This window comes from Streptomyces sp. NPDC057424 (assembly GCF_042803315.1).
GTDB lineage: Bacteria > Actinomycetota > Actinomycetes > Streptomycetales > Streptomycetaceae > Streptomyces.
Genome location: NZ_JBHVCP010000053.1, coordinates 1 through 13,740 on the forward strand (window position 1 = coordinate 1; position 13,740 = coordinate 13,740).

At 70.7% G+C, this 13,740-nt stretch carries 9 protein-coding genes, 1 tRNA gene and 1 pseudogene; 3 read left to right on the forward strand and 8 right to left on the reverse strand.

Annotated elements, in window-relative coordinates:
• Positions 1-25 precede the first annotated feature (25 nt).
• On the reverse strand, positions 26-682 hold the full coding sequence (locus tag ACFU3E_RS30635; protein ID WP_384165405.1) for an ANTAR domain-containing response regulator: 657 nt from the start codon (positions 680-682) through the stop codon (positions 26-28).
• Positions 683-784: 102 nt separating this feature from the next.
• Here ACFU3E_RS30635 and ACFU3E_RS30640 point away from each other — a divergent pair.
• Both ACFU3E_RS30640 and ACFU3E_RS30645 read left to right on the forward strand, forming a co-directional pair.
• Positions 785-859 (forward strand) — tRNA-Leu (locus tag ACFU3E_RS30640).
• A 106-nt stretch (positions 860-965) separates the two neighbouring features.
• Positions 966-1,713, forward strand: a pseudogene (locus ACFU3E_RS30645) (helix-turn-helix domain-containing protein).
• Between the two features lie 7 nt (positions 1,714-1,720).
• Here the strand turns inward: ACFU3E_RS30645 and pyk are convergent.
• Entirely contained in the window at positions 1,721-3,157 is a 1,437-nt protein-coding gene (gene pyk / locus ACFU3E_RS30650) for a pyruvate kinase (RefSeq protein ID WP_384165408.1), read from the reverse strand.
• Between the two features lie 162 nt (positions 3,158-3,319).
• On the reverse strand, positions 3,320-4,036 hold the full coding sequence (locus ACFU3E_RS30655; protein WP_384165411.1) for an SIMPL domain-containing protein: 717 nt from the start codon (positions 4,034-4,036) through the stop codon (positions 3,320-3,322).
• Positions 4,037-4,197: 161 nt separating this feature from the next.
• Here ACFU3E_RS30655 and ACFU3E_RS30660 point away from each other — a divergent pair, with 161 nt between their 5' ends.
• Positions 4,198-5,994, forward strand: a complete 1,797-nt coding sequence (locus ACFU3E_RS30660) for a bifunctional metallophosphatase/5'-nucleotidase (protein ID WP_384165414.1) — start codon at positions 4,198-4,200, stop codon at positions 5,992-5,994.
• 13 nt (positions 5,995-6,007) lie between these two features.
• On the opposite strand, the gene ACFU3E_RS30665 is transcribed toward ACFU3E_RS30660, so the two are convergent.
• The 5 genes from ACFU3E_RS30665 to ACFU3E_RS30685 form a co-directional block, all read right to left on the reverse strand.
• Positions 6,008-7,420: a lysine N(6)-hydroxylase/L-ornithine N(5)-oxygenase family protein gene (locus ACFU3E_RS30665; RefSeq protein WP_384165417.1), complete on the reverse strand. Its 1,413-nt coding sequence runs from the start codon at positions 7,418-7,420 to the stop codon at positions 6,008-6,010.
• Positions 7,417-8,817, reverse strand: coding sequence for a pyridoxal phosphate-dependent decarboxylase family protein (locus ACFU3E_RS30670; protein WP_384165420.1), 1,401 nt, complete (start codon positions 8,815-8,817; stop codon positions 7,417-7,419). The genes ACFU3E_RS30665 and ACFU3E_RS30670 overlap by 4 nt, the downstream gene beginning before the upstream one ends.
• An 805-nt stretch (positions 8,818-9,622) precedes the next feature.
• Complete coding sequence (pepN, locus tag ACFU3E_RS30675) at positions 9,623-12,763, reverse strand: aminopeptidase N (RefSeq protein ID WP_384165424.1); 3,141 nt, start codon at positions 12,761-12,763, stop codon at positions 9,623-9,625.
• 138 nt (positions 12,764-12,901) lie between these two features.
• Positions 12,902-13,252, reverse strand: coding sequence for a chorismate mutase (locus tag ACFU3E_RS30680; RefSeq protein ID WP_384165427.1), 351 nt, complete (start codon positions 13,250-13,252; stop codon positions 12,902-12,904).
• A gap of 20 nt (positions 13,253-13,272) precedes the next feature.
• Entirely contained in the window at positions 13,273-13,536 is a 264-nt protein-coding gene (locus ACFU3E_RS30685; RefSeq protein ID WP_384165430.1) for a hypothetical protein, read from the reverse strand.
• Between the last annotated feature and the right edge of the window lie 204 nt (positions 13,537-13,740).

A 13,740-nucleotide genomic window follows, 5' to 3' on the forward strand; every position in this document is an offset into this window, starting at 1 on the left:
GGCGGGCGGTCCTCTTCGCCTGACCTCAGCCCTTGCCGGCCTTCTTCTCCTCGGCGTCCTCGATGACCGCCTCCGCGACCTGCTGCATCGACATGCGGCGGTCCATCGACGTCTTCTGGATCCACCGGAAAGCGGCCGGCTCCGACAGCCCGTACTCGGTCTGCAGAATCGACTTCGCCCGGTCCACCAGCTTGCGCGTCTCCAGCCGGAGGGTCAGGTCGGCGACCTCCTTCTCCAGCTCCTTCAGCTCCGTGAACCGCGAGACGGCCATCTCGATCGCCGGCACGACGTCGGTCTTGCTGAACGGCTTCACCAGATACGCCATCGCACCGGCGTCCCGGGCCCGCTCCACCAGGTCGCGCTGCGAGAACGCGGTCAGCATCAGCACCGGCGCGATGCTCTCCTCGGCGATCTTCTCGGCCGCGGAGATGCCGTCCAGCTTCGGCATCTTCACGTCGAGAATCACCAGATCGGGCCTGTGCTCACGGGCCAGCTCCACGGCTTGCTCACCGTCCCCGGCCTCACCGACGACGGTGTACCCCTCCTCCTCCAGCATCTCTTTGAGATCGAGCCGGATCAGCGCCTCGTCCTCGGCGATGACGACCCGGGTCGTCATCGGAGGCACGTGCGACTTGTCGTCATCAGGCACGTCAACAGGCTGGGGCGACTCGGGGGCACTCACGTGGGCTCCTTGGTAGGGGCAGGCCGGTACTGCTCCCAAGAGCGTACCTAGCTGCGGTATGGTGGTCAGGCAGTGGGTCGAGGTCAACCTTGGATTCACCGGGCCCCGGTAGCCCAATTGGCAGCAGGCAATGGATTCAAAACCCATACAGTGTCGGTTCGAGTCCGACCCGGGGCACTTTTCCTCGGTTTCCAAGGTCACCACTTCGAAGCGGATGTCCACGTTCTCGTGAACATCCGCTTTTTGCTGCGTGTCGACGTGATCACAGTTCCACAGTGGCCCCATGTACGACGTCAGCACGCGCAAGCGAGCGCTCGCACTGGTCGCCCAGGGCCGCAGCCTGAATTCGGTGAGCCGTGAAACGGGCATCTCGCGGGCCGCGATCCGCTCCTGGCAGGACCGCCTTGAACCGCTGCCCCGTATGGCACCTCCGGACCCCGGACCGCCCGCCGACGAGTGCAAGTACGCCTACCTACTGGGCCTCTGTCTCGGCGATGGCTGCATCAGCGGCCACCCTCGCGGCACCGGCTATCACCTGAGAATCGCGTGCGCAAACTCGTGGCCCGGTCTGATCGAAGCATGCGAGATTGCCATGCGCGCCATCAACCCGACCGGGTGCGCCTCTCGCACTCAGGCGCAGGGATACGTCTCAGTGGTCAGCTACAGCAGGCACTGGCCGCACCTCTTCCCCCCAGCACGGACCCGGCAGGAAGCACGAACGCCGCATCGCCCTCGAACCCTGGCAACAAGTCATCGTCGACGCCCATCCCTGGGAGTTCATCCGGGGGCTGATCCACTCCGACGGCTGTCGGATCACCAACTGGACGACCCGCACCGTTGCCGGTGAGCAGAAGCGCTACGAACACCCCCGGTACTTCCTCACCAACCTCTCTCCCGACATCATCCGCCTCTTCACCACCACGCTCGACCAGGTGGGCGTCGATTGGAAGAAGGCAAACGCACGCAACATCTCCGTCGCCCGCAAAGCCTCCGTAGCCCTCATGGACGCCCACGTCGGACCCGAGTACTGACGACGTCCTACTGCGGACTGTCGTCCTCCCCGATGCGGTGGACCCGGACCAGGTTCGTCGAGCCGGAGACTCCGGGCGGGGAGCCGGCGGTGATGACGACCGTGTCGCCCCGGCGGCAGCGGCCGTAGCGGAGCAGCAACTCGTCGACCTGGCCGACCATCGCGTCCGTCGAACCGACCTCCGGGCCGAGGAACGTCTCCACGCCCCATGTCAGGGCGAGCTGGGAGCGGGTCGCCTGGTCGGGGGTGAAGGCGAGGAGGGGGATCGGGGAGCGGTAGCGGGAGAGGCGGCGGGCGGTGTCGCCGGACCGGGTGAAGGCGACCAGGAAGCGAGCGCCGAGGAAGTCGCCCATCTCCGCGGCCGCGCGGGCGACCGCGCCGCCCTGGGTGCGGGGCTTGTTGCGTTCGGTGAGGGGCGGGAGGCCCTTGGCGAGGATGTCCTCTTCCGCGGCTTCGACGATGCGGGCCATCGTGCGCACCGTCTCGATCGCGTGCTTGCCGACGCTCGTCTCGCCGGACAGCATCACCGCGTCGGTGCCGTCGATGACGGCGTTGGCGACGTCGGAGGCTTCGGCCCGGGTCGGGCGGGCGTTGTCGATCATCGAGTCGAGCATCTGGGTGGCGACGATCACCGGCTTGGCGTTGCGCTTGGCGAGTGTGATGGCGCGCTTCTGGACGATCGGGACTTGTTCCAGTGGCATTTCGACGCCGAGGTCCCCGCGGGCCACCATGATGCCGTCGAAGGCGGCGACGATGTCGTCGATGTTCTCGACGGCCTGGGGTTTTTCGACTTTGGCGATGACGGGGAGGCGGCGGCCTTCCTCGTCCATGATGCGGTGGACGTCCTGGATGTCGCGGCCGGAGCGGACGAAGGAGAGGGCGATGACGTCGAAGCCGGTGCGCAGGGCCCAGCGGAGGTCGTCCTCGTCCTTCTTGGAGAGGGCGGGCACGGAGACGGCGACGCCGGGGAGGTTGAGGCCTTTGTGGTCGGAGATGACGCCGCCCTCGATGACCTTCGTGTGGATGCGAGGTCCGTCGACTTCGGTGACTTCGAGGCAGACTTTGCCGTCGTCGACGAGGATGCGTTCGCCGGTGGTGACGTCGTCGGCGAGGCCGGCGTAGGTGGTGCCGCACTGTTGGCCGTCGCCTTCGGCGCCGTCCTCGACGGTGATGGTGAAGGTGTCGCCGCGTTCGAGGAGTACGGGTCCGTCGGTGAAGCGGCCGAGTCTGATTTTCGGGCCTTGAAGGTCGGCGAGGAGGCCGACGCTGCGGCCGGTCTCGTCGGAGGCCTTGCGCACCCGGTGGTAGCGCTCCTCGTGTTCGGCGTGGCCGCCGTGGCTGAGGTTGAAGCGGGCTACGTCCATTCCGGCGTCGACCAGGTCTTTGATCTGGTCGTACGAGTCGGTGGCGGGTCCCAGGGTGCAGACGATCTTTGCTCGGCGCATGAGGCGAGCCTATGAGTTACCGACTGGTAGAGAATTGGCCGGGCGTGACTGCTCAACAGACTTTGCGTGAAGTGTTATTGACAAGTGTTGAATTGTGCGACCAGGTGCTCCGATGAGCGGTGAACGGAATTCGGTCGGGTTTCCGGAAAGGGGAGGGGGTGTCTAGAGCTGTGGGGGCACCATCGTGAAGCGGGCGTTGATCTGGGCGTGGACGCGCTGGCGCTGGGGTTCGAGGTCGAGGGGGGCGGGGGTGTCCTCGGCGGCGCCGGCGAAGGCCGCGGAGCGCATGCGGCCGGGGGTCTGGGGGTAGGCCGGCGGGGTGCTCTCGGCGCCGATGTCGGCGAGTTCGACGAGGGCGGAGAGGCTGGTGCCGAGGGCTTCGGCGTACTCGCGGGCGCGTTGGACGGCTTCGTGTACGGCCTTCTTGCGGGCTTCGCGGTGGGCGGGCGAGTCGGGGCGCAGGGCCCACCAGGGGCCGTCGACGCGGGTGAGTTCGAGGTCGGCGAGGCGGGTGGTGAGTTCGCCGAGGGCGGTGAAGTCGGTGAGTTCGGCGGTGACGCGGACGCTGCCGTGATAGGTGCGGACGCGTTCGCCGCGGCCGTGTTTGGTGAGTTCGGGGGTGATGGAGAAGGCGCCGGTCTCCAGGCGTTCGACGGCGTCGCCGTAGGACTTGACGAGGTCGAGGACGCCGGCGTTGCGGCGGGTGAGGTCGTCGAGGGCGGAGCGCCGGTCGCGGCCGCGGGCGGCGACGGTGATGCCGATGCGGGCGATCTCGGGGTCGACTTCGAGGCGGGCCTCGCCGCGGACGGCGATGCGGGGGGCCTCGGGTGTGCCGTAGGGGACGGCGGGCTGGGAGGCGTCTGGGGTGGCCGCGGTCATACGCCCCACTCTGTCATGTCTGGGCTGGTTGGCGGTCCGGGACCGGGGGGCCGAGTCATCAGATCGCAACCTGCCGGGTCTGTTGCGGCCGGTCATGGACGGGTCAGAATCTACGCGCGTTATCTACGCGCGTCGTTCACAGATTCCGCGAGGAGCCAGACATGCCGTTGAACCGCCGGAAGTTCCTGGAGAAGTCCGCCGTGACCGGGGCGGGGGTGGCGCTGGCCGGTGCGGTCTCGGCGCCGGGTGCGCAGGCGGCCGAGGCGAAACGGGGCGCCAAGCGGTACGCGTTCACCGTGCTGGGGACGACGGACCTGCACGGCAACGTCTTCAACTGGGACTACTTCACGGACAAGGAGTTCGACGACAAGGACCACAACGACATCGGTCTGGCGAAGGTCTCCACCCTGGTGAACCGGATCCGCGAGGAGAAGGGCCGCCGCAACACGCTGCTCATCGACGCGGGCGACACCATCCAGGGCACGCAGCTGTCGTACTACTACGCCAAGGTCGACCCGATCACCGCCGAGGGCGGGCCGGTGCACCCGATGGCGCAGGCGATGAACGCCATGGACTACGACGCGGCGGCGCTCGGCAACCACGAGTTCAACTACGGCATTCCGGTGCTGCGGAAGTTCGAGCAGCAGTGCCGTTTCCCGCTGCTGGGGGCGAACGCGCTGGACGCGAAGACGCTGCGGCCGGCGTTCGCGCCGTACAGCATGCACCGGCTGCGTACACCGTTCGGGCGGGACGTGAAGGTGGCGGTGCTGGGGCTGACCAACCCGGGCATCGCGATCTGGGACAAGGCGAACGTGCAGGGGAAGATGACGTTCCCGGGTCTGGAGGAGCAGGCGGCGAAGTGGGTGCCGAAGCTGCGGTCGATGGGCGCGGACGTCGTCATCGTGTCGGCGCACAGCGGTTCGTCGGGCACGTCGTCCTACGGTGACCAACTGCCGTACATCGAGAACGCGGCCGCTCTGGTGGCCGAGCAGGTGCCGGGGATCGACGCGATCCTGGTCGGGCACGCGCACACGGAGATCCCCGAGTACTTCGTCACGAACAAGAAGACCGGCAGGCAGGTGGTGCTGTCGGAGCCGCTGAAGTGGGGCCAGCGGCTGACGCTGTTCGACTTCGGGCTGGTCTGGGAGAAGGGCTGCTGGAAGGTCGAGAAGGTGGGCGCGAAGGTCCTGAACTCCAACACGGTGGAGGAGGACCCGAAGATCACGAAACTGCTCACGGACGAGCACGAGAAGGTCGTGGCGTACGTCAACCAGGTCATCGGCACCAACGCGGCGGAGATGACGTCGGCCGAGGCGCCGTACAAGGACGTGCCGATCATCGACCTGATCAATCACATTCAGGCGGACACGGTGAAGCAGGCGCTGGCGGGCACGGAGCACGCGTCGCTGCCGGTGCTGTCGCAGGCGGCGTGCTTCTCGCGCAGTGCCCGGATCCCGGCGGGCGAGGTGACGATCCGGGACGTGGCGGGGTTGTACGTCTTCGAGAACACGCTGGAGGCGCGTCTGATGACGGGTGCGCAGATGAAGGCGTATCTGGAGTTCTCGGCGAGCTACTTCGTGCAGACGGCGCCGGACGCCGCGGTGGATCCGGCGAAGCTGACGAACGCGAACGGTACGCCGGACTACAACTACGACGTGGTGAGCGGTCTGACGTACGAGATCGACATCGCGAAGCCGGCCGGGTCGCGGGTGACGGACGTGCGGTTCGAGGGGCAGCCGCTCGCGGACGACGCGACGTTCGTGTTCGCGGTGAACAACTACCGGGCCAACGGCGGCGGGAACTTCCCGCATGTCGCCGCGGCCCAGCTGCTGTGGTCGAACTCGGACGAGATCCGCAACACCATGATCGCCTGGGTGAAGGCGAAGGGGTCGATCGACCCGGCCGGGTTCGCGGCGGTGGACTGGAAGCTCACGCGCAACGGCACGCCCGTCTTCTGAGCCGCGCCCTTCGTCACCTTCGGTCGTCGACCAGCGGGGTCAGTGCCGGTGCCTCGCGGGGCGGCGGGACGTGCCGGCGCTGGGTGAGGCCGAAGGTGGTGAAGGCGGTGCGGCGCGGGAGTTGGTAGGCCTCCCTGCCGGTCAGGGAGTTGAGGATGATGGCGCTGCGCCAGGCGGCGAGGCCGAGGTCGGGGGCGCCGACGCCGTGGGTGTGGGTCTCGGCGTTCTGGACGTACACCGTGCCGGTGACGGACGGGTCGAGGACGAGCCGGTAGTCCTCGTCGATGCGGGGCCGTTCCCGGTGGTCGCGGCGCATGTAGGGGTCGAGGCCGGCGAGGATCCGGTCCAGGGGGCGCTCGCGGTGGCCGGTGGCCAGGACGACGGCGTCGGTGGTGAGGCGGGAGCGGCTGTCCTGCCGGCTGTGTTCCAGGTGCAGTTCCACCTTGGTCGTGGCGACGCGGCCGGCGGTGCGGACGCGGACGCCGGGGGTGAGGACGGCGTCGGGCCAGCCGCCGTGCAGGGTGCGGCGGTAGAGCTCGTCGTGGATGGCGGCGATGGTGGCGGCGTCGATGCCCTTGTGCAGTTGCCACTGGCTGTCGACGAGCCGGTCGCGGGTGGACTCGGGCAGGGCGTGGAAGTAGCGGGTGTGGTCGGGGGTGAAGTGCTCCAGGCCGAGCTTGGAGTACTCCATGGGTGCGAAGGCCTCCGTGCGGCCCAGCCAGTGCAGTTTTTCGTGTCCGGCCGGTCGGTTGCGGAGCAGGTCGAGGAAGATCTCGGCGCCGGACTGTCCGATGCCGACGACCGTGACGTGTTCGGCGGCGAGGAGGTCGGCGCGGTGGTCGAGGTAGTCGGCGGCGTGCAGGACGGGAACGCCGGGGGCTTGGACGAGGGGTTTGAGAGGGTCGGGGACGTAGGGCTCGGTGCCGATGCCGAGGACGACGTTGCGCGTGTAGGTCCGGCCGAGGGCTTCGGCTTCTCCGTCGGTGTCGAGTTGGGTGAAGTCGACTTCGAAGACGTCGCGTTCGGGGTTCCAGCGGACGGCGTCGACCTGGTGGCCGAAGTGCAGGCCGGGGAGGTTTTCGCAGACCCAGCGGCAGTAGGCGTCGTATTCGGCGCGCTGGATGTGGAAGCGTTCGGCGAAGTAGAAGGGGAACAGCCGCTCGCGGGACCTGAGGTAGTTGAGGAAGGTCCAGGGGCTGGTGGGGTCGGCGAGGGACACCAGGTCGGCGAGGAACGGGACCTGGATGGTGGCGCCTTCGATGAGCAGGCCGGAGTGCCAGCCGAAGGTGGGGCGCTGCTCGTAGAAGACGGTGTCGAGGCCGTCGAGCGGGTGGGCGAGCGCGGCGAGGGAGAGGTTGGCGGGGCCGGTGCCGATGCCGACGAGGTCGCGGGGGGCGTCGGGGCCGGGGGTCTGTGCGGGGTTCATCGGGGGGTGTGTCCTTCCACGAGTGTGGCTCGGCTCGCTGCCGCGAGGTGGAGCAGGGCGGCCAGGTCGTCGGGCCCGGTGGCGGGGTTGAGGAGGGTGGCCTTGAGCCAGAGCCGGCCGTCGAGGCGGGCCCGGCCGAGGACGGCGGAGCCGTCGGTGAGCAGGGCGCGGCGTACGGCGGCCACGGTGGTGTCGGTGGCGTCCGTGGGCCGGAACAGCACGGTGCTGATGACGGGCGGGGCGCGCAGTTCGAAGCCGGGGTGCCGGTCGATGAGGTCGGCGAACTGCCGGGCGTGGGCGCAGACCTGGTCGACGAGTGCGCCGAGGCCGCTGCGTCCGAGGGTCTTGAGGGTGGCGGCGAGTTTGAGGACGTCGGGGCGGCGGGTGGTCCGCAGGGACCGGCCGAGCAGGTCGGGCAGTCCGGCGTCGGTGTCGTCGTCGGCGTTGAGGTAGTCGGCGCGTTGCCGCAGTGCGGCGAGATCGCGGGTGTCCCGGACGGCGAGGAGGCCGGTGGCGACCGGCTGCCAGCCGAGTTTGTGCAGGTCCAGGGTGACGGTGTCGGCGGTGTCGAGCCCGGTGAGCCGGGTGCGGTGCCGGTCGCTGAAGAGGAGGCCGCCGCCGTAGGCGGCGTCGACATGCAGGCGGGCGCCGTGGGCGGCACAGCGGGCGGCGATCTCGGGCAGCGGGTCGATGAGTCCGGCGTCGGTGGTGCCGGCGGTGGCGGCGACGAGCAGCGGGCCGGTCAGGCCGGTGAGGGCCTCGTCGAGGGCGCCGGGGTCGAGTGTTCCGCCCGGGGCGGCTACGACGACGGGTTCGGGCAGTCCGAGGAGCCAGGCGGCGCGGAGCAGTGAGTGGTGGGCGTTGGTCCCGCACACGAGCCGGAGGGATCCGCCGTGGGCCTCGCGGGCGAGGAGCAGGGCGAGTTGGTTGGACTCGGTGCCGCCGGTGGTGATGAGGGAGTCGGGGTGTGCGGGCCCGCCGGTCCCGTGGATCTCCCGGGCCAGTGCTTCCGCGACCATCCTCTCCAGTTCCGATGCGCCCGGCGCCTGGTCCCAGGAGTCCAGGGACGGGTTGAGTGCGGAGGCGGCGAGGTCGGCTGCCGCGGCGACGGCGAGCGGGGGGCAGTGGAGGTGGGCGGCGCACAGGGGGTGGGCCGGGTCGGCGGCGGTTTCGGCGAAGGCGTGGACCAGGGTGTGCAGGGCGTGCGGGTCGCCCCGGTCGGGGAGGACGTCTCCGACCGCGTCCCGTGTGCGGGCCGCGACCGCCGCCGGGCCGCCCGCCGGCAGTGGCCCGCCCCGGGCCCGGGCACCCGTGTGCAGCGCGTCGAGGACGGTGTCGAGCAACGGCCGCAGGGCATGGGGGCCTTCGGGGCCTGAGGCGAGGGGCGGCGTGCTCATGGGGCTGACCTCCGGGGCGCGGGGCGGCGCGCCCCGGAGAACTCAACGATCCAACCCGGGTGGAGGTACCTCCGCAGGGGAAACCGGTCGGAGCCGTGCGGCAGTCGGTCTCGGCTCTTGACGCCGGCGGTGTGGGTCCTCGGCTCGGGCCGCGGAGGCGGGCGGGCCGGGCTGCCGGTGGGCTCCCGGGCCGTGCCGGTGATCTCCGGGGTGATGCCGGTCGTGGCGGCGAAGGACTCCGGCGGGGCTTTGAGCATGCCGGGCGGGAGGTGCGGGAACGGTGTGCCGGTCTCGCGCGGGAGCGCGGTGGAGCACAGGTCGCGGCCGAGGGCGTGGCCGGTCGCGGCGACCCGGCGCTGGTGATGGCCTCGGGCCCGGTGCGGCGGTGGGCGGCGTCCTCGCGGCCGTGGCCGCCCTGGAACAGGTGGGCCGGGTCGTCGTGGCGCAGTCGTACGGTCTCGGCGCCGGCGGGCAGGCGGGCCCGCTCCGGGGCGCGGGCCGGGGCCCGCGAGCGGCCTCCGCCGCGGCGGCGAGGCGTTCGGCCGGGGCTCGGCCGGCGTTGCCGGTGGGGCCGGTCTCGGCGATCACGAGGGGATCCTCGGCTGTGGTCGTCTTTCCTGAACCGAGGCCGGGGAGGGCGGCCGGCCCGCCGTATCGGCGAAGGGGACCAGCCGCCCCCGCAGGGTTCCCGCGCAGCCGGTGCTAGTGCCGCGGCAGGCAACGTTCACCCCGTCGCGACGCCCGGCACGCACTCTCGCCGCACCGGACGCCGCTCCTCGACGGGCAAACGTTGCCTGCCGCGGTACTAGTTCTCGCCGGTCCTCTGGACTCGCAATGCCCGCTCCAGGTCGTCCAGTTGGTCGACGAGCTTGCGGCGCAGCGCGGGGATGGGGTCGGCGTCGCGCAGGCATGCCTCGCCGAGGCGGAGGGTGTCCGCGTCGACGGCGTGCGCGGGGAAGGCCCAGCGGCCCGCGGCCTCGGCGATGGCGGGTCCGCGGCGGTCGGCGACGGCGACCGCGTCGGCGTAGTAGCGCCCGACGTACTCGCGCACCAGGTCGGCCTGTTCGGGCTGCCAGAAGCCCCGGGCGGTGGCGGTGAAGAGGTAGTTGGACAGGTCGTCGGAGCCGAACATGGCCTCCCAGGCGCGGGCCTTGGCCTGCGGGTCGGGCAGGGCGGCGCGGCAGCGGGCGGCGCCCTCCTGTCCGGTGGCGCTCGGGTCGCGTTCCAGTTCGGCGGCGATGGCGGTCTCGTCGGTCGCGCCGAGGACGGCGAGGCGGGCGAGGACGCGCCAGCGCAGCTCGGGGTCGAGCTCCGGGCCGCCTGGGACGGTGCCTTCGGCGAGCCAGGCGGCGATGGTGTCGGGGTGGGCGGCCACGTCGATGCGGTGGCGTACGGCGATCAGGCGCAGGCCTGGGTGGTCGCCGTCCTCGGTGCGGCGGATGAGGTCGCGGCACAGTTCGGACAGGGTGGCGAGCGCGGCGGGCCGCTCCTCGGGGGTGAGGTAGCGGTCGGCGACGTACGTGGAGGCGAAGGCGAGTACGCCCTGGACGATGGCGAGGTCCCTCTCCAGCGGGAGATGGGTCCTGGCGGTCTCCAGATAGGCGGCGGGGGCGAGTTCGCCGTCGCGGACGGCGTCCCTGAGGGCGTTCCAGACGACGGCGCGGGTCAGCGGTTCGGGCAGGCCGGACAGGTCCTTGCGGACGGTCTCGAAGGACTCGGGGTCGAAGCGGACCTTGGCGTAGGTGAGGTCGCCGTCGTTGAGGAGGAGCAGGGCCGGCCGCTTGCCGATGGGGTGCGCGTCGGTCTGCGGGAGGTCCAGGTGGAGGCGTTCGCGCAGGACGAGCCGCCCGCCGTCGTCGCCGAGGTCCCGGTCGTAGAGGCCGGCGGCGATGCGGTGCGGGCGGCTGCCGGCGCGGTCGACGGTGAGGGCGCAGGTGCCGTGCTCGCCGGGGGCGATGTGCGGAGTGAGGGTGTCGACGCCGGTGGTGCGCAGCCAGGCGTCGGCCCAGGCGTGGACGTCGCGGTCGGTGGCGCCGGCGAGGTTGTCGATGAAGTCGGCGAGGGTGGCGTTCGCGAACTGGTGCCGGGCGAAGTGGGCGTTGATGCCGGCGAGGAAGTCCTTCTCGCCGAGCCAGGCGACCAGTTGCCGCAGCGCGCTGGCGCCCTTGGCGTAGGAGATGCCGTCGAAGTTGAGCAGCGCGGAGGCGGTGTCGTCGACGGCCTCGGGGGCGACGGGGTGGGTGGAGGGGCGCTGGTCGGCGTCGTAGCCCCAGGACTTGCGGGTGACGCCGAAGTCGGTCCAGGTGTCGGTGCCCCACGTCCTGGGGGGAGTCCCCACGGATCCCCCGAGGGTCGCCTCGGTGAGGGTCTGGTAGCCCATGTACTCGGCGAAGGACTCGTTCAGCCAGATGTCGTCCCACCACTTGAGGGTGACGAGGTCGCCGAACCACATGTGGGCCATTTCGTGGGCGATGACCATGGCGCGGGTCTGGCGTTCGGTGTCGGTGACGGCGGAGCGGTAGACGAACTCGTCGCGGAAGGTGACGAGGCCGGGGTTCTCCATGGCGCCGGCGTTGAACTCGGGGACGAATGCCTGGTCGTAGGAGTCGAAGGGGTAGGGCGCGTCGAACTTCTCGTGGTAGCGGTCGAAGCACGCGCGGGTGACGTCGAGGAGCTCGTCGGCGTCGGCGTCCAGGTAGGGGGCGAGGGAGCGGCGGCAGTGCAGGCCGAAGGGCAGGCCGCGGTGCTCGGTGCGCACGGAGTGCCAGGGGCCGGCGGCGACGGCGACGAGGTAGGTGGAGATCAGCGGGGTGGGGGCTGTCTTCCATACGCCGTCGGCCTGTTCGGTGATGCCGTTGGCGAGGACGGTCCAGTCCTGCGGGGCCTTCACCGACAGCTCGAAGACGGCCTTCAGGTCGGGCTGGTCGAAGGCGGCGAAGACGCGCTGGACGTCGTCCAGGAACAGCTGGGTGTAGACGTAGGTCTCGCCGTCGGTGGGGTCGGTGAAGCGGTGCATGCCCTCACCGGTGCGGGAGTAGCGCATCCGCGCGTCGACGCGCAGTTCGTGCTCGCCGGCGGTGAGGTTGGGCAGGGCGAGCCGGTTGCCGTCGAGGGCTTCCGGGTCCAGGGGGTGTCCGTCGAGGGTGACGGAGCGCAGCTCGGCGGGCTTGAGCTCGACGAAGGTGTCCCCGTCCACGCGGGCAGCGAACCTGATCTGGGTGCGGGAGTCGAAGGTCTCGTCTCCGCCGGTCAGGTCGAGGTCGATCGTGTAGTGGTGGACGTCGAGGAGCCCTGCTCGGGTCTGCGCTTCGTCGCGCGTCAGTACGGACATGCGTGACATGCTGCCTGATGGCGTCGGCAAGGCACAGAGGCGGATCGGTACGTGCCCAATGTCCGGTCTAGGTGCGGTCCTTTTCGAGCTCCCCGGCGCGCGCCCCCATGGGTCGTTGTGTCGGCACGCGCGCCTCGGGGTGCGGCAGGCCGGGGCGGGGGTGCGTGTCGGTCCCGGTGTGCTCCCCGAGGAGGGCGCGCAGGCGGTGCACCTCCCGTTCCAGGGCGAGATGGCGCCGGTGGCGTCGTAGAGGTAGCGGACCTTGGTGCGCAGGGCCCAGGGGTCGACGGGCTTCAGGACGAGGTCGGCGACGCCGAGCGCGTAGGCGGTGGTGGTCAGTTCGTGGTCGGCGCCGAAGCCGGTGAGCAGGATCACGGGGATGTGCTGGGTCTGCTCCACGCGCCGCATGTAGCGCACGACCTCCAGCCCGCTGACGCCGGGCATGCGCACGTCGAGCAGGAGCAGGCCGACATGGCCGCGGAGCACCTGTTTGAGTGCCTCGTCGCCGCTGGTGGCCCGGGCGAGCAGGTAGCCCAGCGGGGCCAGGGCGTTCTCCAGCGCGTACAACGTGTCCTCGTGGTCGTCGACGATGAGGATCCTGGTATCCGACGGCATGGCCCGACGCCCCTCCCTCGTGGAGGACCAGAGTAAGTCCGGGACAGTGACGCGCAGTGCCCGTCAGCTGACATGCTGTGCACAGCGCAGCATGCCCCGAGCGGGCCGCCGTGTCACTCCCCCGGGGCGCGCGCGAGGTCAGTTGGTGCCGGTGGCGGAGCCGTTGACCGCCTCGTCCGCGATGCGCTCGTGGTGGCGGATGACCTCGGCGACGATGAAGTTCAAAAACTTCTCGGCGAAGGCCGGGTCCAGCTTGGCGTTCTCGGCGAGCGCGCGCAGCCGGGCGATCTGGCGGGCCTCGCGGGCCGGGTCGGCGGGCGGCAGCTGGTGCTGGGCCTTGAGGTGGCCGACCTGCTGGGTGCACTTGAAGCGCTCGGCGAGCATGTGGACGACGGCCGCGTCGATGTTGTCGATGCTGTCGCGCAGCCGGGTGAGCTCTTCACGGACGGCGGGGTCGACGTCGCGGGAACCGGTGTTGCTGGTGGTCATGGGGCGTCAGCCTACGGGGATCACGCCGGAGGGCCGCCTGCCGTCTCATCCTTCGGCGGCAGGAGTTGCCTGTGGAAGCAGACGTCCTCGTGACCGCCGGGGACGCCCGCGATGCGGCGTTCCCGGTGGCCGAGCCGTGGGTGGAAACCGGGTGCCTGGCAGCTGTGTGGGGAGACGGTCATGTCGGTGCAGCCGCGCCGGGCGGCCTCGGTCTCCGCCGCGCGCATCGGCCCGCTGCCCCAGCCGGAGTGCCGCTGGTCCTCGCGCACCCAGAGCGTCTCCACCGAGCACAGGGTGCCCCAGGTCCAGGCGGTGAGGCCGCCGACCAGTTCGCCGGTCCCGTCGGTGGCGCGGACGGAGAGGGGCTCGGTGACGGCCCCGCCCGCGGCGGCGGTGCTGAAGGCGGTCAGTTCCTCGTCGAGCCGCTTTCGAGGTCGTCGTCCCGGCCGCCCACCCGGAGCGAGGTGGCCACGTTGTGCTGTTCGCTG